The organism is Brevibacterium sp. LE-L, assembly GCF_050214925.1.
Taxonomy (GTDB): Bacteria; Actinomycetota; Actinomycetes; order Actinomycetales; family Brevibacteriaceae; genus Brevibacterium.
The window spans coordinates 3,635,839-3,658,703 of the sequence record NZ_CP189759.1 but is presented as its reverse complement, the minus strand read 5'-3'; the positions used below and the strand labels follow the sequence as shown (position 1 = coordinate 3,658,703).

At 67.4% G+C, this 22,865-nt stretch carries 20 protein-coding genes; 11 read left to right on the top strand and 9 right to left on the bottom strand.

What is annotated here, in order from left to right; translation table 11 throughout:
- Position 1: 1 nt before the first annotated feature.
- The 3 genes from ACQE2J_RS16680 to purD all read right to left on the bottom strand — a co-directional run bounded on the left by ACQE2J_RS16680 (position 2) and on the right by purD (position 5,556).
- Positions 2-1,165: an ABC transporter ATP-binding protein gene (locus tag ACQE2J_RS16680; protein ID WP_135537463.1), complete on the bottom strand. Its 1,164-nt coding sequence runs from the start codon at positions 1,163-1,165 to the stop codon at positions 2-4.
- Positions 1,166-1,179: 14 nt separating this feature from the next.
- Positions 1,180-2,853: an amidohydrolase gene (locus ACQE2J_RS16675; RefSeq protein ID WP_135537462.1), complete on the bottom strand. Its 1,674-nt coding sequence runs from the start codon at positions 2,851-2,853 to the stop codon at positions 1,180-1,182.
- A gap of 450 nt (positions 2,854-3,303) precedes the next feature.
- Positions 3,304-5,556 carry a phosphoribosylamine--glycine ligase gene (gene purD, locus ACQE2J_RS16670; RefSeq protein ID WP_425120189.1) on the bottom strand — a complete coding sequence of 751 codons (2,253 nt, stop codon included), beginning with the start codon at positions 5,554-5,556 and terminating at the stop codon, positions 3,304-3,306.
- A gap of 33 nt (positions 5,557-5,589) precedes the next feature.
- Here purD and ACQE2J_RS16665 point away from each other — a divergent pair, with 33 nt between their 5' ends.
- The 4 genes from ACQE2J_RS16665 to ACQE2J_RS16650 all read left to right on the top strand — a co-directional run bounded on the left by ACQE2J_RS16665 (position 5,590) and on the right by ACQE2J_RS16650 (position 9,554).
- On the top strand, positions 5,590-6,720 hold the full coding sequence (locus ACQE2J_RS16665; RefSeq protein ID WP_425120188.1) for an asparaginase: 1,131 nt from the start codon (positions 5,590-5,592) through the stop codon (positions 6,718-6,720).
- A complete protein-coding gene (locus ACQE2J_RS16660; protein WP_135537459.1) occupies positions 6,720-7,121 on the top strand; it encodes a sterol carrier family protein in 402 nt (133 codons plus the stop codon). The genes ACQE2J_RS16665 and ACQE2J_RS16660 overlap by 1 nt, the downstream gene beginning before the upstream one ends.
- The gene (locus ACQE2J_RS16655; RefSeq protein ID WP_426936693.1) at positions 7,118-8,596 is read left to right on the top strand and encodes an aldehyde dehydrogenase family protein; all 1,479 of its coding nucleotides are present in this window, start codon (positions 7,118-7,120) and stop codon (positions 8,594-8,596) included. Before ACQE2J_RS16660 ends, ACQE2J_RS16655 begins: the two co-directional genes overlap by 4 nt.
- Before the next feature lie 61 nt (positions 8,597-8,657).
- On the top strand, positions 8,658-9,554 hold the full coding sequence (locus ACQE2J_RS16650) for an EamA family transporter (RefSeq protein WP_426936692.1): 897 nt from the start codon (positions 8,658-8,660) through the stop codon (positions 9,552-9,554).
- Positions 9,555-9,649: 95 nt separating this feature from the next.
- On the opposite strand, the gene ACQE2J_RS16645 is transcribed toward ACQE2J_RS16650, so the two are convergent.
- On the bottom strand, positions 9,650-10,627 hold the full coding sequence (locus ACQE2J_RS16645) for a universal stress protein (protein ID WP_426936691.1): 978 nt from the start codon (positions 10,625-10,627) through the stop codon (positions 9,650-9,652).
- A 177-nt stretch (positions 10,628-10,804) separates the two neighbouring features.
- On the opposite strand from ACQE2J_RS16645, the gene ACQE2J_RS16640 reads away from it, so the two are divergent.
- Genes ACQE2J_RS16640 through purM form a run of 3 tightly spaced genes read left to right on the top strand, consistent with a single transcriptional unit; the run spans position 10,805 to position 13,935 of the window.
- A complete protein-coding gene (locus tag ACQE2J_RS16640; protein ID WP_426936690.1) occupies positions 10,805-11,296 on the top strand; it encodes a hypothetical protein in 492 nt (163 codons plus the stop codon).
- Positions 11,297-11,339: 43 nt separating this feature from the next.
- Entirely contained in the window at positions 11,340-12,821 is a 1,482-nt protein-coding gene (purF, locus tag ACQE2J_RS16635; protein WP_135537455.1) for an amidophosphoribosyltransferase, read from the top strand.
- A 1-nt stretch (position 12,822) separates the two neighbouring features.
- On the top strand, positions 12,823-13,935 hold the full coding sequence (gene purM, locus ACQE2J_RS16630; protein ID WP_426936689.1) for a phosphoribosylformylglycinamidine cyclo-ligase: 1,113 nt from the start codon (positions 12,823-12,825) through the stop codon (positions 13,933-13,935).
- Positions 13,936-14,278: 343 nt separating this feature from the next.
- On the opposite strand, the gene ACQE2J_RS16625 is transcribed toward purM, so the two are convergent.
- Positions 14,279-14,497, bottom strand: a complete 219-nt coding sequence (locus ACQE2J_RS16625; protein WP_135537453.1) for a DUF3073 domain-containing protein — start codon at positions 14,495-14,497, stop codon at positions 14,279-14,281.
- 126 nt (positions 14,498-14,623) lie between these two features.
- Here ACQE2J_RS16625 and ACQE2J_RS16620 point away from each other — a divergent pair, with 126 nt between their 5' ends.
- Positions 14,624-15,439: a hypothetical protein gene (locus tag ACQE2J_RS16620; RefSeq protein ID WP_426936688.1), complete on the top strand. Its 816-nt coding sequence runs from the start codon at positions 14,624-14,626 to the stop codon at positions 15,437-15,439.
- 77 nt (positions 15,440-15,516) lie between these two features.
- Here the strand turns inward: ACQE2J_RS16620 and ACQE2J_RS16615 are convergent, their stop codons facing one another.
- Positions 15,517-16,584: an IS110 family transposase gene (locus ACQE2J_RS16615; RefSeq protein WP_426936687.1), complete on the bottom strand. Its 1,068-nt coding sequence runs from the start codon at positions 16,582-16,584 to the stop codon at positions 15,517-15,519.
- A 365-nt stretch (positions 16,585-16,949) separates the two neighbouring features.
- Between ACQE2J_RS16615 and ACQE2J_RS16610 the strand changes: the two genes are divergently transcribed.
- Positions 16,950-17,528, top strand: coding sequence for a hypothetical protein (locus ACQE2J_RS16610; RefSeq protein ID WP_426936686.1), 579 nt, complete (start codon positions 16,950-16,952; stop codon positions 17,526-17,528).
- Positions 17,525-18,412 carry a hypothetical protein gene (locus ACQE2J_RS16605; protein ID WP_426936685.1) on the top strand — a complete coding sequence of 296 codons (888 nt, stop codon included), beginning with the start codon at positions 17,525-17,527 and terminating at the stop codon, positions 18,410-18,412. The genes ACQE2J_RS16610 and ACQE2J_RS16605 overlap by 4 nt, the downstream gene beginning before the upstream one ends.
- On the opposite strand, the gene ACQE2J_RS16600 is transcribed toward ACQE2J_RS16605, so the two are convergent.
- A complete protein-coding gene (locus ACQE2J_RS16600) occupies positions 18,336-19,277 on the bottom strand; it encodes a LysR family transcriptional regulator (RefSeq protein ID WP_426936684.1) in 942 nt (313 codons plus the stop codon). The genes ACQE2J_RS16605 and ACQE2J_RS16600 overlap by 77 nt on opposite strands.
- A gap of 104 nt (positions 19,278-19,381) precedes the next feature.
- On the opposite strand from ACQE2J_RS16600, the gene ACQE2J_RS16595 reads away from it, so the two are divergent.
- Complete coding sequence (locus ACQE2J_RS16595) at positions 19,382-20,374, top strand: EamA family transporter (protein WP_426936683.1); 993 nt, start codon at positions 19,382-19,384, stop codon at positions 20,372-20,374.
- Here ACQE2J_RS16595 and ACQE2J_RS16590 read toward each other — a convergent pair.
- Both ACQE2J_RS16590 and ACQE2J_RS16585 read right to left on the bottom strand, forming a co-directional pair.
- Entirely contained in the window at positions 20,328-21,227 is a 900-nt protein-coding gene (locus tag ACQE2J_RS16590; protein WP_426936682.1) for an AraC family transcriptional regulator, read from the bottom strand. The two genes, ACQE2J_RS16595 and ACQE2J_RS16590, sit on opposite strands and share 47 nt — an antisense overlap.
- A gap of 137 nt (positions 21,228-21,364) precedes the next feature.
- On the bottom strand, positions 21,365-22,846 hold the full coding sequence (locus tag ACQE2J_RS16585; protein ID WP_426936681.1) for a phytoene desaturase family protein: 1,482 nt from the start codon (positions 22,844-22,846) through the stop codon (positions 21,365-21,367).
- Positions 22,847-22,865 lie beyond the last annotated feature (19 nt).

Here is a 22,865-nt window from a genome sequence, read left to right as displayed (position 1 = left end):
CTCAGGCACCGCCTTCGAAACCGTAGACGGCGACCGCATCGGCGTCCCAGCTCAGGTCGACTTCGGCGTCGGCGGCGAGGAGTTCGTTGCCGGCGGCGGGGACACGGGCGAGGAGCTCATCGTTGTCGCCGACGACGATCATGTACTGGATGACATCGCCGAGGAAGGACGTCGAGATCACCTTCCCGCGAGCGGTGTTCGGTCGGCCGGTCTCCTCTCCGGCCGGGGCCACGCGCATCCGCTCGGGGCGGATGGCCGCCCGCACCCTGTCTCCGACGCTGAGCGTGCCGGCTTCCCCCGCCGCCGAAGCGGGGCGCAGGTCCAGCGACGGGGTCTCCATGACCGTGCTGTTGGCCGAGACCATCTGCGCGGTGCCGCCGTCGGTGGAGGTCACCTCGGCGGGGATGAAGTTCTGTTTGCCGATGAAGCCGGCGACGAAGCCGTTGTGGGGGTTCGCGTAGATGTCCTCACCGGAACCGATCTGCTGGATCACACCGTCGTACATGACGACGATGCGGTCGCTCATCGCCAGCGCCTCGTCCTGGTCGTGGGTGACGAAGACGAAGGTCGTGTCGAGCTTCGTGTGCAGACGTTTGAGTTCGAGCTGCATCTCCTCGCGCAGCTTCCGGTCCAAGGCGGACATCGGCTCGTCGAGGAGGAGGACCTGGGGTCGGTTGACCAGGGCACGGGCCAAGGCGATGCGCTGCTGCTGTCCGCCGGAGAGCTGCTCGGGTTTGCGCCCGGCGAAGTCCTCCATCTGCACGAGGGCGAGGACGTCGCGGACACGCTGAGCGATCTCGGGTTTGGGCACCTTCGCCTGCTTGAGCCCGTAGGCGATGTTGTCAGCGATGTTCATGTGCGGGAACAGCAGATACGACTGGAACACCGTGTTGACGGGGCGCCGGTGCGGCGGCAGCCCGACGATGTCCTTGCCGTCGAGGTAGATGTGGCCGTTGGTGGGATGCTCGAAGCCGGCGATCATCCGCAGCAGGGTGGTCTTGCCGCAGCCGGAGGGGCCGAGCAGTGAGAGGAACTCTCCCCGGCGGACGCTCAGGTCGAGGCGGGCGATGGCGGTGTTCTCGCCGAAGACCTTCTTCACGCCCTGGATCTCGAGGTGGTCGAGTCCGGTGTCGGGCGTCGTTTCGGCGGTGGCTGTGCTGGTCATGATGGCCTTTCGTCTCAGGCGGAAGCGGAGCTGGTCGTTGCGGGCGGCTGCGATGTCTGCGGCGCGGTCTGCGATGACAGGGCGTCGTGGACGAGGCGGCCGTTGCTGATGGTCAGATCGTTCGTGATGTGCGCGATTTCGTCGGCCGGGAGATCGAAGGGGTTCGCGCTCGCCAGGGCGAGGTTCGCCCGCTCGCCGAGGCGGATGACGCCATTGGTCCGTGAGCGCAGCAGGTGGGCCGATCCGGAGGTGTAGGCCCGCAGCGCCGTCTCCACGTCGAGGGCCTCCTCGGGCAGCAGGGGCGAGATGTCCGCGGCGGTGGGGTGGGACCGGTTGACGGCGACGTGGATGGCCTCCCACGGATTCGCGGTCGACACCGGCCAGTCCGAGCCCATCGCCAAGTGGGTGCCGGCCGAGGCGAAGGAGCCGAAGGGGTAGAGCCATCCGGTGCGTTCCTCGCCGAGGACCGGGATGTTGAGGTCGATCATCTGCTCGTCATAGCAGGCCCACAGTGCCTGCAGGTTCGCGGTGATCCCCAGCTGCGCGAAGCGCGGGACGTCGACGGGATCGACGACCTGGACATGGGCGATGTGGTGGCGGGCCTCGGCACGGGGCGAGGCGATCGCGGCGAAGGCGTCGAGGGCCGCTCTGACCGCGGCATCGCCGATCGCGTGGCAGTGGATGTCGAAACCGGCCGCGTCGAGGGCGGCGAATGAGGCTTCGAGGTGCTCGCGGGTGAAGTAGCTCGTGCCGAACCCGCCGCAGGTGCACGTGTATTCCGTGTTCATCGCCGCGGTGCGGGATTCGACGATGCCGTCGAGCATGAACTTCACCGAGGTGGCGCGGAAGCGGCCCTCGCTGCGGGCCCGGGCGGTGAGTTCGGCCACCTCGGCGTCGATGTCCGTGACCTCGCGCGGCCACCACAGGCTGCCGACGACCTCGGAGTGCAGTTCCTCGGAGGAGGCGGCGCGGACATAGGCGTCATAGGGGTCGCGGTGCCCTCCGTAGTCGCCGACGATGGCGTCCATCCACGCGGTGACGCCGAGGGAATTGAGGTAGTTCTGCCCGGCGAGCAGGCCTGCGTGGACCTCGGCATCGGTGGCCTCGGGAACGTGGGCGGAGACGAGGTCGATCGCCGATTCGTGAAGACACCCGGTCGGAGTGCCGTAGTCATCGGCGACGATGATGCCGCCAGCCGGTGACTCGGTCGCGGCGTCGATCCCGGCCACGGTCAACGCCGCTGTGTTCACCCACGCCGAGTGGTGGTCGGCACTGAGCAGGAGGGCGGGCCGGTCCGGGCAGACTGCGTCGAGGATGTCCGCGGTCGGAGCGCCTCCGGGGAAGTCGGCCATCGACCATCCGCCGCCGATGACCCAGTTGTGTGCAGGGGCGGAGTCGGCGTGTGTCGCGGCGATGTGGCCGCGGATGAGGTCGAGGGTTTCGGCGAGGCCGTCGGCGCTGCTGAGATCGCAGGACAGCGACTCCTGCCCGCCGAAGGTCGTGTGTACGTGAGCGTCGACGAAACCGGGGGTGAGGAGCCTGCCGGTGGCGGTGATGGTCCGGTCCGCCGGCACCTGTGCCGGTCCCGTGGCGATCTCGGTGATGATGCCGTCGCGGATGCTCACGCGATTCTCGGGCCGGATCGTGCGCCCGTCGAAGATCGTGACATCGAGGATGTCGAGGTCCACTGCTGCCTCCCGACTGCATTGTCGAAGCTTCGGCGGGGCCGCGGAGTCCGCGCCCGCCGAGTGTCATTTTCGGTCCGGCGGCACGAGAGCCGCAAGAGCCCGCGTCCAGCCGTTACCTGTTCGTTTCACTGTCGGTGACCGAGCCCAGCGTGTGGTCTGAGTCACTGATGAGAAACGATAGCGGAAGTTCATGCCGGAATCCACTGATTCCGTTGCGTGAGACAGTTCAGGCTGATTGTTTCTTTCTTCGATGTGCTGATGACCGCTGAATCAGTGTGAACGCGTGCGTTTTTCGAAAAGCGCGTGGTGCCGCGCGGGACGGTCGCTGAGCGCGCTTGTCGCCGGGCGGGGCGGGGATGAATGCACGAGTGGTCACAGTGCCGAAGGGGACCGAACGAATTCGTCCGGTCCCCTTCGGCACTGTGACCACAGGCGGTGTGCGCTGCGAGATCAGCCGGGGAAGGTCTGCCCGGTGAGCTTCTCGAAGGCTTCGATGTAGCGGGCGCGGGTCTTCTCGACCACTTCGGCGGGCAGCGCCGGGGGTGGAGTGTCCGAGGACTTGTCCCATCCGGACTCGTGGGTCAGCCAGTCGCGGACGAACTGCTTGTCGAAGCTCGACTGCGTCTGCCCGGCCTCGTAGCCCTCGGCGTCCCAGAAGCGCGAGGAGTCCGGAGTGAGCACCTCATCGCCGAGGACGAGCGTGCCATCGGGCAGTGTGCCGAACTCGAACTTCGTGTCGGCGAGGATGATCCCGCGTTCGCGAGCGATCGCTTCGGCGCGCTGATAGATCTCCACGGTCAGCTCCCGCAGCCGCTCGGCGGTGTCCTCACCGACGGTCTTCGCGACGGCATCGAAGCTGACGTTCTCATCATGATCGCCGAGCTCGGCCTTCGTCGCCGGAGTGAAGATCGGGGGTTCGAGGCGATCGGCCTCGACGAGCCCGGCCGGCAGGCGGATGCCGCACACGGATCCGGTGGCCCGATAGTCGGCCATGCCCGAACCGGTGAGATAGCCGCGGGCGACGCATTCGACGGGGAACATCGACAGGTTCTTCACGATGAGGCCGCGACCTCGCACGGGCTCAGGCACATCGGAGCTGATGACATGGTTGCCGATGATCTCGGCCAGCTGATCGAACCACCACAGGCTCAGGCCCGTGAGCACCTTGCCCTTGTCCGGGATCTCCGAATCGAGCACCCAGTCATAGGCGGAGATCCGGTCCGAAGCGACCATGAGCAGCGATTCGGCGGTGGCCGCATCGGCGGCATCTGCAGGAATGTAGAGGTCACGGACCTTGCCCGAATACACGTGCGTCCAGCCCGGCAGCTGCGGGGCCGAGGAGGGGGCGGGCTGCTCGGGAGCGGGGTAGATGTCGGCGAGGGAGATGCGGCCGGCGGCGGCCGCCTCGGCGATATCGGTGCGGTGCTGCTCACCGGGCCATTTGATCTCCTCGATCGCTGAGTACGCCCGCGCCCGGGCATCGTCGAGATCGGACCCGAGCGAGACGACGGAGAGCACGCGTCCGCCGGCGGTGACGATGTCACCGGCCTCGGCGATGTCCTTCGTGATCACAGCGTCTTCGGGAGCGAAACCGCCGCTGGAGCCGGTCGCAATCTTCGTGCCCGCGTGCTGCACGCTGATGTCCTCGAGCGTTTCCGCGGTGTCGAGTCCGCGGATGATGTCACCGGTGCTCGGGGCGCCCGGGTAGTTCTCCGCGGCCATGACCACGGTCACCGAGGCGCGCGGATCCCATTCGAGATCACCGACCTCGTCGAGGCGGCCCTCTGCGGCGGCGAGCAGGGTCTGGCCCAGGGGGCTGCGCAGGCGGGCGAGTACGGACTGGGTCTCCGGGTCGCCGAAGCGGACGTTGAACTCGACGACGCGCAGACCCTTCGACGTCATCGCCAGTCCGCAGTAGAGGAGGCCGGTGAACGGGGTGCCGCGGCGGGCCATTTCGTCGACGACGGGCTGGGCGACGGTGTCGATGATCTCCTCGACGGTGCCGGCAGGCAGCCACGGCAGCGGCGAATAGGCGCCCATGCCGCCGGTGTTCGGGCCGGTGTCGCCGTTGCCGATGCGTTTGAAGTCCTGCGCCGGTGCCAGCGGAACGGTGCGCTGACCGTCGCAGAGGACGAAGAGGGAGACCTCGGGGCCGTCAAGGAAGTCCTCGATGACGACCCGGTCGGAGACCTCGAGACACGACGAGGCGTGAGCGATCGCCGCATCGAAGTCGTCGGTGACGACGACGCCCTTGCCGGCGGCCAGCCCATCGGCCTTGACCACGTGCGGGGCGCCGAACTCGCGCAGCGCCGCAGAGGCCTCAGCGGTCGAGTACGCGACCACGGTGCGCGCCGTCGGCACGTTCGCGGACTCCATGATCTCCTTCGCGAACGCCTTCGAGCCTTCGAGCACGGCGGCTTCGGCACTGGGGCCGAAGACCGGGAACGAGGCTTCGCGCAGGGCATCGGCGACACCGGCGACCAGCGGAGCCTCGGGGCCGATGACGACGAGATCGACGTCGAGGGACTCGGCCAGGGCGGTCACGGCCGCGGAATCCGAGGCATCGACCGCCTCGGTGTGGGCGATCTGCGCGATCCCGGGATTGCCGGGCGCAGCGATGACGGCGTCGACCTGGGGGTCGCGCGAGAGAGCGAGGACGAGGGCGTGTTCACGGGCGCCCGAACCGATGACAAGAACCTTCACGCCACCAGCCTAAAGGGTCGTAGGCTGGAGTGCGTGACCAGTTCGACTTTCACCCCCACCGAGGCGGCCGAGCTCGCCGTCGTCATCCGTTCCGATTTCATCGAATCCCGGCACATCGGCTCCGCCGTGGTCGTCGACCCGCACGGATCGCCGGTGCTCGGGGTCGGCGCCCCCGAGGTCCCCGTGTTCACCCGCTCGAGCCTCAAACCGCTGCAGGCGATCGCGGCGATGAGCCTCGGGGCCGAACTGCCCGGGCCCGCGGCGGCCCTGGCCGCGGCCTCGCACAAGTCCGAAGCCGGGCATGTCGAGGTGGTGTCGAACATGCTCACGGCTGCCGGGCTGAGCGTCGCCGACCTGCAGTGCCCTTCCGCTCATCCCGCAGACGGTGCCTTTCGGCGTCAGCTCCAGGACGACGCTCGGGCCGCCGGGGCCGCGGACACCGATCCGCGCTCGCCGCTGTACTTCAACTGCTCGGGCAAGCACACGGCGTTCCTCGCCGCAGCCCGCGCCATCGGTGCCGATACGTCCACCTACCTGCACCCCGACCATCCGGTGCAGCAGAGAGTCGCCGAGGTCGTCGACGCCTTCGCTTCGGAGACGCCGGCCGCCGTCGGCGTCGACGGCTGCGGGGCACCCGTATTCGCGCTCAGCCTCACCGGCCTGGCCCGGGCCGTCGGCCGAGCGGTGCGCACCGGCCACGCGCGTGCCGACGAAGGCGCCGCCTCGGCGAGGGAGGAGGACTGGACCGCCTACGAACGCGAAGCGCGCACCCTCATGGGCGCGGTCTTCGCCGACCCGTGGGCCATCGAAGGCCACGGACGACCGAACACCACGGTCATCGAGCGTCTCGGAGTCTTCGCCAAGGGCGGAGCCGAAGGCGTGATCGTCATGGCTGCGAAGTCCGGGCACTCGGTGGCGGTGAAGTGCCTCGACGGGTCCTCCCGCGCCACCGGCCTCGTCGCTCTCACCCTGCTGCAGCGGGCCGGCGCATTCGACGGGGACGACGGCGCCGCCTCGGTCAGCGAAGAGGAGATCGCCGCGACGGTCGCCGCGATCACGGACCCGGTCACGGGCGGAACGGATTCCGAGGGGCGGACGAGCGTTGTCGGACGGCTGGAGCTCGGGGAAGATGTTGCCGAGATCGGTGAGAGGAAGAGGGACTGATGGCGATTCGCAGAAGGATCGACCCGGACCAGGGGCGCAGCGCACTGGAGATGTGGTCGAAGCAGACGACGCTCGACGCCGGCACGGTCGACAGGACGACCCTGGCGACCGCCGTGCGATTCGCGCTCGAGGAGCTCGCCGCCCGCGCCGAAGGCAACAGCGTCGAAGTCCGGGTTCCGCCGTTCGGGGTCACCCAATGCATCGCCGGGCCCCGCCATACTCGCGGGACCCCGCCGAACGTCGTCGAAACCTCCGCCGAGGTGTGGCTGGACCTTGTGACCGGTCGCACGGACTTCGCGTCCGCGCTCGCCGCCGGCGGCATCGACGCCTCCGGCACCCGAGCTGATCTCGGCGATCACCTTCCCCTCTTCACTCCGGCAGATCTCGAGGATCGACGATGAGCGCGCAGATCACCCAGACGACCTCCTTCATCGGCGGACGGCACGTGCCCTCGCTGATCACGTATCCGAACAGCGATCCGGCCACCGGCGGGCACCTGGGCGATGTCTCCCGCGCCGGTGCCGACGAAGTCGACCGGGCCGTCCGAGCGGCGGCGAAGGCGCAGAAGGAATGGAAGAAGTCGAGTCCGGGGCAGCGGTCCCGGCTGCTCGTGGCGACCGCGGCCGTGATCGGGGACCACCGCGACGAACTCGCTCGCCTCGAGTCCGAAGACACCGGCAAACCGCTCACCCAGGCCTACGCCGACGTCGACGTCTGCGCCCGCTACTTCGAGTTCTACGGCCACACGATCGAGTCCTACTACGGGCGCCAGATCCCCATGGCCGATGACATGCACGTCTACACCAGGCGCGAACCCTTCGGCGTCACCGGGCACATCGTCGCCTGGAACTACCCGCTGCAGCTCATCGGCCGAGCAGCCGCAACCTCGTTGGCCACAGGCAATGCCGCCGTGGCCAAACCCGCCGATGAGACACCGCGGTCGACGGTCCGGCTGGCCGAACTCATCCACTCCGTCGGCTTCCCGGCCGGAGCCTTCAACGTCGTCACCGGCCTCGGTGCCGAGGCCGGGGCGGCCCTGAGCTCGCACCCGGACGTGGCGCACCTCGGCTTCGTCGGATCGACGCAGACCGGATCGGCGATCGCCCACGCCGCGGCAGATCGGGTTGTGCCGACTGTGCTCGAACTCGGCGGGAAATCCGCGAACATCGTCTTCCCCGACGCCGACATCGACGCGGCCGTCCCGTCCCTGCTGCGCTCGATCATCCAGAACGCCGGGCAGACCTGCTCGGCCGGCTCCCGACTTCTCGTCCACCGCGACGTCCACGCCGAGGTGGTGGAGAAGATGACTGCGGCCATGTCGTCGGTGACCATCGGCTACGGCCTCGACGACCCGATGCTCGGGCCCCTGATCTCGGCCGAACAGCACGAACGGGTCCTCGGATTCCTCGCCGAGGTGGACACCGGATCCGGGACGGCAGGTGCCGGGTCCGCGGGGTCGGGTGAGATCGTCACCGGCGGTGTTCGTCCCGAGGGCCTGGCCGATGACCTCGCCGAGGGGGCGTTCATCACCCCGACCCTCATCGATTCCGTCGACCCGCAGTCGCGGATCGCTCAAGAAGAGGTCTTCGGCCCCGTCGTCGTGACGATGCCGTTCGCCGACGAGGACGAAGCCGTGCAGTTGGCCAACGGCACCGACTACGGCCTCGTCACCGCACTGTGGACGCAGAACATCTCCCGCGCCCACCGTGTGGCCGCCGAGGTCGACGCCGGACAGATCTTCGTCAACACCTATGGAGCCGGCGGGGGAGTGGAGCTTCCCTTCGGCGGGTTCAAGAAGTCCGGGTACGGGCGCGAGAAGTCCATCGAAGCCCTTGACGAATACACGCAGACGAAGACCGTCGCCATCAAGCTGTGACGGTGTGGGTGCCCGCTGACCGGAGACCGCCGGCCGACCGGGGCGGGAACGGGGTGCGTCGATGACCTTCCCTGTGCTCGGCCTCGTCCTCCTCGCCTCGGTCGCCCACGCCCTGTGGAACCTCGCGGCGAAGTCCGTCACCGGCAAGGGCTACGCTTTCGTGCTCGCCTACCATGGGCTCTCGGCGATCCTCCTCGTCCCGATCGCGATCATCATCATCGCCTCCGGGAGTCAGCCGCTGAACTGGACGCTGGTGGGCGCCGCCGGGCTGAGCGCGGTGTTCCACATCGCCTATTCGGTGGCCCTGCAGTCCGGCTACGATCACGCACCCTTGGGCGTCGTCTACCCGACGGCCAGGGGCACCGGGCCGGTGGTGACGATCATCATCGCCGTGGCCTTCCTCGGCGAACGTCCCACCCTCCTCGAGGCGGTCGGAGCCTTCACCGTCATCGCCGGCATCGCCGTGGTGACCATCCGTCCCCGCGGCGGAGGCAAGGCCCCCACGAGCGGATCCGGGCTGCGCCGCGGGCTCGCCTGGGGCGGGCTGATCGGGGTGTTCATCGCGTCCTACACACTGTGGGATGACTTCGCGGTCAATCACATCAGCGACTCCCCGCTGCTCTACTTCGCCGTCTCCGAAGCCTGCGTCGGGCTCCTCATGACCGCCGGCATCGTCGGCCTGCCGGGAGGTGCGAGCCGACGTGCCGACTTCCGCAGCATCCTCCGTGAGCACAAGCGTGCCCTGGTGACCGTCGCGATCCTCTCACCGCTGGCGTATGTGCTCGTCCTCTACGCGATGCAGCAGGCCCCGGTGGCGCTCGTGGCCCCCGTGCGAGAGACCTCGATCATCGTCGGCACGCTGCTGGCCTGGTGGTTCTTCGGCGAGAAGAACGTCGTCCTCAAGCTCCTCGGAGCGCTCATCGTCGTCTCCGGCATCGGGCTCATCGCCCTCGGCTGACGACCCGGCACCCACGTCCCCGGCACTCACCGGGTCCCGCCTCCACTGACTCGGCAGCCACCGGCGGAGCGCCGGAGCGTCCTGCACAGTGCCGTTCAGCGGCGGCGGGCGGGCTGTCGTCTCGTCACCCGCACAACCCGAACCGGGCACACGGCGTGCGAGAGCACTCCCTGCGAGGTCGAGCCGAGGACGGTCGAGACGAATCCGCCGCGACCACGGGAACCGATGACCACGAGTTCGGCGGTGTACGTGGCGGACACGAGCACCTCGGTGGCGGGGGCGTCGAAGATCGAATAGCGGACCTCGAGGTCGGGGAAGTCTCCCCGCAGGGACTCGGCGGCGGCTTCGTAGGCCTTCGCCGCCTCGTCGTACATCCTGATCAGGTGCTTCTCGCTCGGCATCCATTCGGGCGAGAGGATGTGCGTGGCGGTGACGCCGACGAGCCGCAGCGGAAGCTGGTAGACCGCCGCCTGCGAAGCGGCCGCCCGCAGCACCGGAGTGTCGGTTTCGAAGGGGTCGACGGCGGCGACGATCTCACCGGAGAAGTCCGGCCGCGCACGGATGTCCTCCGCGGCGGTTCGATGATTCTTCACCCGGACGGGATCGTCGACCGGCAGGGGAGTCGACGGCATGACCCGAGTCGGCCAAGTGCTCGGGACGACGACGGTGGGGCAGTGCGAATGCGCGGGCATCGCCAGTGCCACGGATCCGAGCAGGCGCCCGGCGAATCCGCCGCGACCGCGGGCGCCGACGACGGCGAGGTCGGCGTTCTTCGAATGCTCGACCATGACCCCTGAGGCGTCGCCGGGAACGATCGTCGTCGACACGGGGACTCCGGATTCGGTGACCGTGGAGGCGGCCGCCTCGGCGATGGTCTCAACGGTCTTCTTCACCGCCGCATCGAAGTCCGCGGGATAGACGATATCGGCCTGGCTCATGTTGACGCCGGGGACGGTGTAGGCGGAGACGAGTCGGATCTCGGCGGAGGTCGTCTGCGCGTGAGCGATTGCCCACTGCAGTGCGCAGTCCGCGTTATCGGAACCGTCGATGCCGACGATGATCGTGTGTGCCATGTCTGAACCCCTGTCTGCTGTGACCGTCCAACTGGATGTGTTCAGTTTATGGGAACCGGCATGAGACTGCCTGGGAGGAGGCTCAGGGTGACTCGACTAGAATGTTCGCGACCTGTTGTGCCGGGGCCCTCTCCGGTGAACCATCGGCCGTGAGCGGCCCCCTCGCCCAAGGAGATCATGAAGGACCAGATCGACGTTGCCGTCCGCCGCAGCCCCAAGTATTCGGTGTTCATGGGCATCGGTGCGGTGCTCGGCGTCATCGTCGCGGGAGTCCTCGCGATGTTCGTCGACCCGGCGGACATGCCGATGGGCTACACCGTGGCCAAGGGGGTGGGACTCCTGCTGCTCGTCCTCGGCGTGGGCGGGCTGTTCATCGGCGGGCTCATCGCTCTCATCCTCGACTGGGCCGGCAGGAAGCGGGCGAAGGAGTTCCGGGTCGACGCGCAGATCGACATGGTCGATGACCCGAAGGAGATCGCTCGCCGTCGCATCGCCGAAGCCCGCGGTGAGGACCCGGATGCGGCGGCCGAAGCCGCAGAGGATGCGGACGGCACGGTCGCGGTCGAGGGCGGAGCCGCCTCGGCGAATGCAGATGACGCACCCGAGGTCGAGGACACGACCGACAACGGGGAAACCGGGCGCGGAGCCGCCCCTGATTCCACAGTCTGAGTCGGAGGCAGAGCTCGGTCGCGGGTGTGAGACAATTTCACTCGTGGCAAGACGAGACGGGCAGCTGACACACGAAATCGACCCCCAGGACCGCGGACCGCAGGACGAATGCGGTGTGTTCGGAGTCTGGGCCCCCGGCGAGGAAACCGCCAAACTCACCTACTTCGGGCTCTACGCCCTGCAGCACCGCGGACAGGAGTCCGCCGGCATCGCTGCCAGCAACGGCAAGCAGATCCTCATCTACCGCGATATGGGTCTGGTCTCGCAGGTGTTCCACGAACGCGATCTCGAACTCCTGCAGGGACACATCGCCGTCGGGCACACCCGGTATTCGACGACCGGATCGCCCTCATTCGAGAACGCTCAGCCCACACTGGGACCGACCCCCTTCGGCACCGTGGCGCTGGCCCACAACGGCAATCTGACGAACTTCGACACCCTCGAAGCCATGGCCGACTCCCGTCGCGACCACGCGACGAAGGTCGTCGAAGAGGCGACGAAGAAGACCTCGCGCACTCGTCCCTTCCGCGACTCCTCGAACGACACCTCCCTGGTCACCGAACTGTTTGCGACCGAGCAGGGAGAGAACCTCACCGAGGCGGCGCTGAGTCTGCTGCCGCACGTCGAAGGAGCGTTCTCGCTGGTCTACATGGACGAGCACACCCTCTACGCCGCCCGCGACCGGCACGGGGTCAGGCCCCTGTCGTTGGGCCGGCTGGAGAACGGGTGGGTCGTGGCCTCGGAGACCGCGGCACTCGACATCGTCGGGGCGAAGTTCGTCCGCGACGTCGAACCCGGTGAACTCATCGCCATCGACGAGGACGGGCTGCGCTCCCACCGCTTCGCCGAACCCGATCAGGCACGCTGCGTCTTCGAATACGTCTACCTCGCCCGTCCGGACAGCCTCCTGGCCGGCAAGAACGTCCACGCCGCTCGGACCCAGATGGGCCGGCAGCTGGCCGAGGAGTACCCAGTCGATGCCGACCTCGTCATCGCCACCCCCGAATCGGGCACCCCTGCGGCCGTCGGCTACGCCGAAGCCTCGGGCATTCCGTTCGGTCAGGGGCTGATGAAGAACGCCTATGTCGGACGCACCTTCATCCAGCCCTCGCAGACCCTGCGGCAGCTGGGCATCCGGCTCAAGCTCAACCCGCTGCGAGAGAACATCGAAGGCAGACGCCTCGTCGTCGTCGACGATTCGATCGTGCGCGGAAACACCCAGCGGGCGCTGGTGCGGATGCTGCGGGAGGCCGGAGCGAAGGAGATCCACGTCCGCATCTCCTCCCCGCCGGTGAAGTGGCCGTGCTTCTACGGCATCGACTTCGCCACCCGGGCCGAGCTCATCGCCAACGGGCTGACGACGAATGAGATCTGCGAGAACCTCGGCGCGGACTCACTGGGCTACATCTCCTTGGACGGCATGATCGCCGCCACCCAGCAGGAGCGCAGCCAGCTGTGCACCGCGTGCTTCTCGGGCGAATACCCGATTCCCGTCAACAACACCACTGCCGACAAAGGATGCTGAGTTGAGTTCCGACGCGAACCCGCAGGCCACCGCGCCGAAGTCCACCACCTATGCCGCCGCCGGCGTCGACGTCGAGGCCGGAGACCGCGCCGTCGAACTCATGAAGGCCGCCGTCTCGGCGACCCACAATGCCAATGTCGTGGGCGGAATGGGCGGATTCGCCGGCCTCTTCGACGTCTCCGTGCTCAAAGACTTCGACCGTCCGCTCATGGCCTCGTCGACCGACGGAGTGGGAACGAAGGTCGCCATCGCACAGGCCCTCGATAAGCACGACACCATCGGCTATGACCTCGTGGGCATGGTTGTCGACGACATCATCGTCTGCGGGGCTCGCCCCCTGTTCATGACCGACTACATCGCCTGCGGCAAGGTCGTGGCCGAACGCATCGCCGACATCGTCCGCGGAATCGCCGATGCCTGCGCTTCGGCCGGAGTCGCCCTCGTCGGCGGCGAGACCGCCGAACACCCGGGTCTGCTCGGCGTCGACGAATACGATGTCGCCGGTGCCGCCACCGGCGTCGTCGAAGCCGCCGACCTGCTGGGGCCCGAGAAGGTCCGCGACGGGGACGTCCTCATCGGACTGCCGTCCTCGGGCATCCACTCCAACGGCTACTCCCTCGTGCGCCACATCATCGCCGAGGCGGGCTGGGGACTGGACCGACAGGTCGAGGAATTCGGCCGCAGCCTCGGTGAGGAACTGCTCGTTCCCACCCATGTCTACACCGGTGAACTCGCCGCCCTCTTCGACGCTCTGCCCGGTGCCGTGCACTCGGTCTCCCACGTCACCGGCGGGGGACTGTCTGCCAATGTCGCCCGTGTGCTCCCGCAGGGGCTGGTGGCGAAGATGTCGCGTGCCTCGTGGGAGATCCCAGCCGTGTTCTCCGTGCTCGGGGATCTGGGCGGAGTGCCGCAGGCCGATCGCGAACGCACGTGGAATCTCGGCGTCGGCATGGTCCTCGTCGTCGACCCGTCCGCGGTCGATGGTGTGCTGGCCGCAAGCCCCGGTGCCTGGGTGCTCGGTGATGTCACCGCCGATGACGGCGCACTGACCTCCGAGCCCGACTACGTTCAGGGTGCGAAGGGCGTCGACGGCGGCGCCGCGATCCTGCAGTAGGTCGACGCAGCCGTCGGTGTTCCGCCGACTGTGCGGCCGACTGTTGCGGCGAGACCGGCTACCTGTGCGGAGCATCCCACACCGTTGGCCTCACACCCGCGTGTTCCTGCACGACGGTGTGAGGCCGACGGTGGGCGGTGGCCGGAACTGTAGGCGGTGAGGGTAACGGTGAGGGATGCCTCGACGGGCGTCTGCCGGACTCGGCGGGCGATGACGGGGCGGGCCGCCTCGGCGAGGGACTGCCCCAGCGCGGAAATGCGTGCGCGTACGACAGAGGGCGGGAACCGAAGTCCCCGCCCTCAAAGAAGTCGTTTCAGCCGCTCGCGACTGGAGTCATCCGCACTCAGTCATCGTCGTCTTCGTACTCGTCATCATCGTCGACGTTGTACTTATCGGCGTAAGCGGAGTAGTCGGGTTCGTCGTCGTACGGATCGGACGACCCAGACTTGCGCGAGTCGGCGCCCAGCTCCTGCTGGAGTCTATTAAGGTCGGTATCCGGGCTGTAGTACTTCAGCTTCCGAGCTACCTTGATCTGCTTTGCCTTTGCGCGGCCGCGACCCACTGGCGTGACCCCCTCCGTCGTCATTGGGGCTCTGGCCCCGGACTAGATCTCTGCTATGCGCTTAAATCCTACCTGTTCGTACTGGGAAGTTCCATTTTGCGAACCGACCTTGGATAGGCTGAGTCCATGGCCTACCGTCGCGATTACGTCGTCACCCTGCGGATCTTCGAACCTCTTGTCGTGCATTCCGAATTGCAAGACAGGCAGGTAGAAAGCAACCGGCAGCGGGTCGAAGAACAGATCTCCCGAGACGCCGACAAGCGCCTGATCTCCCTGCCGCCGAGCCCCGTGGCCGATTCTTTTCGCCGCACTCCCGTCTTCCTCCCGGCGTCTCAGACATCGGACGGAGTCGATCGTTTCTGCCCCGCGCAGGAGGACATCCGCGGGTGGGAGGCCCTCGAGTCGCTGGCCGAACACACCTCGAAGGCGACCCTGGATATCATCGCCCCGAAGTCGGTGCGGCGGCGGGCGGCCAGTCGCCGTGCCGAATGGCTGCAGGACGCGAAGGACACCCGCATCTTCACCCGCGTCTCGGCGTGGGATGTGCCCCCGGCCTGGTGGCTGTACTTCTCTCTGAGCGAAGACCAGATCATCGCCGATGAAACCGAAGCAGGACTGCGTGTGTACATCCGCACGGACATCCTGGCCGCCTCGGCGCGCATGGAATGGGCCGCGGAGACGATTGCGGACAATTCGAAGGTCGTCGACATGGTCGAACAGACCTCGGCCCTGGCCGAGTGGGTCGACACCTTCGACATGAACTCGATCCTCGAGCTCGATCTCGGCGGAATGTCCGATGTGCTGTGGCCGACCGAGGCCCCCGAACTCGTCGACTCCTGGGTCACCGCGCTGAGCAACGACGATCACGAGTCCGCTGTCACCGCCTTCCAGAAGTACGCGGCCAGTTGGGAGCAGCTCAACCTCTACGCCCGCAGCTCCTGACCTCCCTTACTGCCTGACGGCGGCCCAGCAACGTCGCGCCAAGTTGCTGGGCCGCCGTCGGGATCCTTCTATGTCTGTCAAGCGGCTTGGCCGATCGAGTTCGTGGCCTCGAGAATGCGATACACAGAACGGGCCAAGTGACGCTTCATGCACCGGATGGTCTCCTTCTTCGTCTTCCCCTCGCCAAGCCGTTTAGCCATGTATGCCTGGGACCTCTTCTGGTGAGAAAGCCGCGTGATGGCCACCATGTACAACGCAGAATTCAACCGACGATCACCACTGCGATTAAGCCGGAACCTCACCACATTCCCCGACGACGCCGGTATCGGGCTGACCCCCGCCAGCTTCGCAAACGCAGCCTCTGAACGCACCCGCCCAGGATGCGACCACGCCAGGTAGAACACAGCCGCGGTGATCGGACCAATCCCCGGCTCAGCCAGCAACACCGCAGCCGGGCTGTCCTTGACCAAAGCTTCGATCCGGGTGGCGTAGTCCTTGATATCGGCATCGACTTCGACGACGCGTTTGGCTAACCGAATCGCTTCCCGACGAGCCTCGGTAAGTGCCACAGACTCGTTCCTGATCCGCCACTTCGCAACCGCGTGGATCTTGACGACCGACAGTTTCCGACGCGCATCCATACCGAGGTCATGAGTATGCAACAGCGCGGTGAGCGCATTGACAGTCCGGGTCTTCTCCCGGGTCATGGACTCCCGCGCCTTGACCAGGATCTGCAGTCCCTGACGCGGCCCATCAGCCTGCCGGGGGAACCGCAGCCGCGACTCATCCATCGACAGGACCGTGCCAGCGATCCGTCGGGCATCGATCCGGTCATCCTTGCCCGTGGCATGCCGGTCACGAGCATTCATGCTGGCGGCCTCGGCGACTGTGTACCCGTTGTCGGCAACATGGTCGGCAAGGATCGCCCCGTAAGTGCCGATACCCTCGATCACCCACAGGGTGTCGAGGTCCCCGCCGGTACGGCGACCGGCCCACAGCAGCGCCCGTTTCAGGCCAGCTTTCGTGGTCGGGAATGCAGCAGTGTCGACGTGCTCACCAGTGTTGGTGAGGACACTGTAGACGTGGTTCTTCGCGTGGGTGTCGACGCCAACGACAAACGCGTATAAATGCGAGATGATAGTCATGACGGTTCGTGATTCTCCTGTGTCAGAACGGATGAGGTCCGACCGTCGAACGGTCGGCTCCGGTCCGGGAGATAGTCACGTCGAAACACTACTGTGATGAGTCACGTTCGGTCAGGAACGGACAACCTTCTGATCAAGTTATCGATGTGGGCCGAGCCGGTGCCGACCGCCCACCGATCATCAGACAGATCCCGACGAGGACATCGTTCGAGTCAGTAGTTCTGCGGGTCATGATGATCGATGGGACGGTCAGTTCCTACTCTGCCAGCCAGTCCCAGACCAGCCACTATCAATACTCACAGTAGTTCTGGGCGGATAGGATTGTCTGCGAACGATCCGCACCCGAGAGGACGAGCCCGCAGCGTATGGACGAGAAGAAGCGTCGCCTCCTGACGAGACAGGACCCTGCCGCCGAGAGGTCGACGGCGGGCCGGTCCGTGGGCGGTCGGACGCTCTCCGAGAGCTCGGGCGCGGGCAGCCCCAAGCCGCCCACCCGGGTGAAACCGCTGTCGAAGCTCGGCATCGGCTGGCGCGTCATCGTCCCGGCTGCGGCCCTCGTCGTCCTCACGTGCGGACAGATCCTCAACACGAATGACTTCTTCCCACTCGGATCGCTCACCCAGTACGCCACCGCCAAAGACCTTAACGGCACCGTGAACTCCACGTGCATCGAAGCCCAGTTCCCCGGCGAGGACGAACCGCGCCGCCTCGGCTTCAACGCGGCGACCGTCGGCATCGAACGCGGTGACGTCGAATCCCAGCTCGACCGGGTCATCGCCCACCCCGAACTCATGCAGTCGATGGCCGATTCGTACGTGCGGCTGCACCCGCTTGAGCCGAAGCCGGAGACGATGATCCTCTGCCGGACCACCACGCAGCTGAAGAACGGCCTGAGCGTCGGCGAACCCGAAGAGACGACGCTGGCGACCTGGGAGGTCCGATGAGTCGCACCCCGACATTGGCGACCACCCCCGCCGAGGCGGGACCGCGCAACCCGTTCCTGCGCTGGTTCATGCCCGAGGTCCCCCTCGCCCGAGCGGCCGTGTTCCGCGTGTTCGTCTACGTCTTCATCATCATCGATGTGCTCACCATCTCCGGTGACGTCATCGCCCACGGGTGGACGCCCGAGTTCTACCAACCACTGTGGCTGGCACGCGTCCTCCACATTCCCGCCGTCGGCGTCCTCGGTGCGCAGCTCCTGCTGGCCGCTATCATCGTCTTCTCCCTGCTGGCCGCGGCCGGGATCGTCCAGAGAATCAGCGGTTGGGCGGTGGCAATCAGCTTCGGCGCGTGGATGTTCTACACCCAGGGCTACGGCTACGTCGCCCACGATCACATGGCGCTGGTCATTGCCGCCTTCGTTCTGCCGACGATCGGGCCCGCACGCTTCCGAGATGTCGCGACCACCTCGGCGCGGGCGGGTTGGGCGCTCAGGGTCGTCCAGATCTCGGTCGTGCTCACCTACTTCTACTTGGTGCTGATGAAGTGGATCGCCTCGGGCAACATCGCCCACTGGGGCAACGGCGCCGTGATCATCTGGGCGCTCATGCGCCGCGGTGCCGAATGGTCGAAACCCTTCCTCGAGATGCCGGGACTGCTCATCGCCGCCCAATGGGCGACGCTGGTCTTCGAATTCCTCTCGCCGATCGCGCTGTTCCTCAAGGGCAAGTGGCTCTACGGGGTCGTGGCCTTCTTCTGCCTCTTCCACCTCATGACCTACCTGGCGCTGGGCATCCACTTCCTGCCGACGGTCATCTGCTGGGCGGCGTTCCTGCCTCTGGAGAAGCTTGTGCCGAAGCGCTTCGCAGCGCCTCGAGCACGCGGGTGACGGCCATGCGCCCGGCGGTGTCCGGCCGCATCACCGCCACGACCCAGCGGGTGGTGGCGACTCCGGTCAGCGGGATCAGCTCCAGACCCTCGGTCGCGGTGGTGAACCGGGGCAGCAGTGCGATGTGGTCGCCGGCGGCGACGATGGCCTCGACGAGGCGGTTGTCGCGGATGCGCTGAGTGATCGTCAGCGGTGTCTCGGTGACGTGTTCGATCGAACCGAGGATCGTGTCGAAGGGGTAGCCGTGAGGCACACCGATCCACTGCGCATCGACGAGATCGTTCGGTCGCAGCCGAGTCCGCCCGGCCAGCGGATGGTCTTTCGCGACGGCCACGTCGATCGGTTCCGTGGCCAGCGGTTCGACCATGAGTCCGTCTGTGCCGACCGGCCGGGCCGAGATCAGGCTGTGGGCGATGACGAGATCGACATCGGCGAGCAGACCGGCGAACTCGTGTTCGGCCAGGTCCATGTCGAGGGTGTGCACGATGATCTGCGGACTCGTGGCCCGCAGCGTCGTCAGCGCCGTCGGGATGAGGTAGGTCAGGGCGCTGGGCAGACCCGCGATGCGGACCTCGCCGGTGGCCTCGCCGAGGTAGTCCTCCCAATCCGCCTGCACCTCGGCGATCGCCGAGGCCACCTGCCGACCGCCGGCGGCGAGCAGCCGTCCCGCGGCGGTCAGCCGTCCCGCGGCGGTCAGCCGCACACCTCGGCCCGCAGGTTCGACGAGGGCCCGGCCGAACTCCCGGGTCGCGGCCTTGAGCTGCTGGGACACCGCGGACGGAGTGCGGAACGTGGCCTGCGCGACGGCCGTGACGCTGCCGCGTTCGTCGAGCTGGCGGAGCAGCTCGAGATGACGGGGATCCATCCGCCCAGGATACGAGGGGTGCACATCCACTGTGAAGTGAGGCTTCATGGTTGTGTAAGAAGCTATCGATGGTGTTCAACGATTCCGGAATCGACAATGGGAGCATGTCTTTCAAACACTGTCTGCTGGCCGCCTCGGTGGCTGCGATGTGGGGATTGAACTTCCTCGCCATCGACCTCTCCCTCGAACAGTTCCCACCGTTCCTCCTCGTCGCGCTGCGGTTCGCGATGCTGGCGATCCCGGCCGTGCTCTTCGTGCCGCTGCCGCGGGTGCGCATCAGGTGGATCATCGGCTACGGGCTCGGCTTCGGCCTGCTGCAGTTCCTGTTCCTCTACTGGGCGATGGCCATCGGGATGCCCGCTGGTCTCGCCTCCCTGGTTCTCCAGGCCTCGGGGCCATTCACGGTGCTGTTGGGAATGGCGTTCCTGCGCGAACGGGTCCGTGGTTCGCAGATGGTCTTCCTGCTCGTGGCGATGGCCGGTCTGGCGGTCGTCGGGTGGCAGCGCTTCGATTCGAATGCGATCCTGCCGTTCCTCCTGACCCTGGCCGGTGCCCTCGGCTGGGCGATCGGCAATATCTGCAACCGACAGTCCCACAGCGTGGAGCCGATCAAGCTGACGATGTGGATGTCGGTCGTGCCCCCGGTGCCGATGCTCGTGCTCTCACTCCTCGTCGAAGGCCCCGACCGGGTGGGAACGTCGTTCCTCGGACTGACGAGCCCCTCGGGTCTGCTGGCAGTGGCCGGGCTGCTCTACACGGTGGTGATCGCGACGATCCTCGGCTCGGGCATCTGGTCCTGGCTGATGTCGCGCAACCCGGCCGGGGTCGTGGCGCCGTTCTCCATGCTCGTGCCCGTCGTCGGGATGAGCGCGGCGTTCGTCTTCCTCGGCGAGACTGTCTCTCCGGGCGAGCTGTGCGGAGCCGCCCTCGTCATCATCGGGGTCCTGGGCGCGGGATTGACGGCGGCGAAGGGGGCCAGGCTGCTGGCCGCCGACCGCCCCGCGGACGGGCCGGCCGACGTCCCCGCGGGGACGCCGGCCGCAGCGACTGTCACTCGCGCTCGACGGGCAGCCACAGCTCCGTCGTCGCAGTGCTGAAGTCCTCGGCCCGGTCGATGATCGACACGATCGACGGGCCGGGTCGCAGCCTCCAGGGGTTCGCTGGGAACCATTCGGCCGCGGTGGCGGCCCATGTCTCCTGCAGCGCTTCCGGGTACGGGCCCGAGGCCGTGAAGACCGCCCAAGGGCCCGCGTCGACCGCGATGACGTCGAGGTCGTCCGGCACCTGGGCGGTGGTCGAGACCGCGACGCCGTGCAGGTACGTCAGTTCGGTCCCTTCCCGATAGTCCGGGTCGACATCGGCGGTGACCTGCAGGAGCCCGGCAGGATCGGTGGCCGACAGCGACTTGAGACGGGTGTGCTCGCCCGCCGGCAGAGAGTCCACGAGTTCGCGGATATGCGGGTTCTCTCCCTCGTAGATGAGAGGCACGCGTATGGCGTGACCGATGAGTGAGAAGGCCGGTCGGTCGGTGATGCGAGTGTCCATGGACGAACTCCCTTCGATCGTCAGGCGCAGCCTGAGCTTCGGTTGACTGCGAAGGGGACCGCCGTTTCGCCGCACCTGGGACGGGCCTGCCCCGTGGACCGAGCGGAAGGCTCGGCCGAAGGCCTCGGTCGAACCGTAGCCGTACCGCACGGCCACGCTCAGCAGATCCTCACCGCCGATGACATCGCCGGCGGCGACGCTCATGCGGCGTCGGCGGACGTAATCGGACAGCGGCATCCCCGCCAGCGACGAGAACATCCGACGCAGGTGGTATTCGGTGGTGCCGAGCTCTCGTGCCAGTTCACCGACATCGAGGCACCAGCCAGCCATCGGGTGGGCGGGGTTCGCCTGCCCGGACAGGCGCGATTCGATGATGTCGATGAGCGCGTTGAGTTCGGCGATCACGGTGTCTCCCTTCGCTCAACCATGTTTCCGTCCCCGACGCGCCCACCGCCCGACAATCTGTGCCCGATTCGATCATGTGCAGTCACACGGCGGGCGGGGTCGCAGGAGCGGGTTCGGGCACTGGAGCCCCAGCGGACTCAGTCGCCCGGGGCCAGGCTCGGCGCCCGGTCGATGCCGAATCGGGTCTTGAGCGCGCGGCGGGCGGCGAACCAGCCGTTCATCCCGTGGACGCCGGGCGCCGGCGGGGTCGCCGCCGAGCACAGGAACGCGCCGGGCACGCCGAGGCTGTAGTTGTCCCAGCTCAGACGCGGTCGGGCCAGCATGCGGTAGAAGGAGACGACGCCGGTGGCGATGTCCCCGCCGATGTAGTTCTGATTGTGCGCGGCCATCTCCGAGGCCGGAATGGAGCTCGAGGCCACGATGGTGTCGCGGAATCCGGGGGCGAAGCGTTCGATCTGCCCGGTGATGTACTCGGTCGGGTCGAGCGGGCAGTCGAAGGGCACATGCGCATACGCCCACAGCGGCCGCAGCCCGCCCACCTCACGTGAGGGGTCGAAGACGGTCGGGTCGGAGACGAGGCACACGGGGTCGGCGGGCATGCGTCCGGCCATCACCTGAGACTCTGCCGCGGCCATCTGGGCGCGTGTTCCGCCGACGTGGATCGTGCCGGCGCGCCGGACGTCGGGATCGGCCCAGGGCACGGGACCGTCGAGGACGAAGTCGACCTTGGCCGCGGCATTGCCGTGTTTGAACCGCCGCAGCGAGCGGTCGACCTGGGACGGCAGGAGCCCGGAGAAGATCTGCGCGGCGTTCAGTGCCGAGGTGTCGAGCAGATAGGCTCCGGCGGCGGGAAGGTCCGAGACATGATCGATGCGCGCATTCGCGGTCACGGATCCGCCGTGGGCCTCGAGGTCGGCGACGAGTTCGTCGATGATGGCCTGGGAACCGCCGACAGGGGACGGCCAGCCCACGGCATGGGCGAGCGTGGACAGCATCGTCGCCGTGGCCGAGGTTCCCATGGCCGGCAGTCCGCCGATCGCGTGTGCGGCGACGCCGGTGAACAGGGCCTGGGTCGATTCGTGGGACAGGGGGACGTTCCACGCGGGGCCGGCTTGGCTCAGCAGACGCAGACCGAACTTCACGACGTTCGCGATTCCGGGTGCGTCGCGCAGAGTCTCGGGCACGGAGCGCTTGTCGCCCAGGGACAACCACACGGAATCGTCGATCCGGTCGAGCAGAGGGGCGAAGAACCGCCGCCACTCCGGTCCGGCCTCACCGAGGCGGTCGACCGTGGTGTCGAGATCGCGGAATGCCAGCGCGGCCGGCTTCCCGTCGAGGGGCTGGGCGTAGGAGATCTCGGGGGTGGTCAGTTCCATTCCGCGAGCACGCAGATCGAAGTCGACGAAGAAGGGGCTGGCGATGGCCAGTGGGTGGACGGCTGAGCAGACGTCGTGGGTGATGCCCGACGCCACACCCAGGTCGAGGGTGCGAGCACCCCCGCCGATGGTGGACTGAGCCTCGAAGACCTGCACCGAGAGCCCGGCGCGGGCCAGGGTCACCGCGGCAGCCAAGCCGTTGGGACCAGTTCCGACGACGACTGCATCAACCTCAGTGCTCATGTGGTCAGTCTAGGGGAGT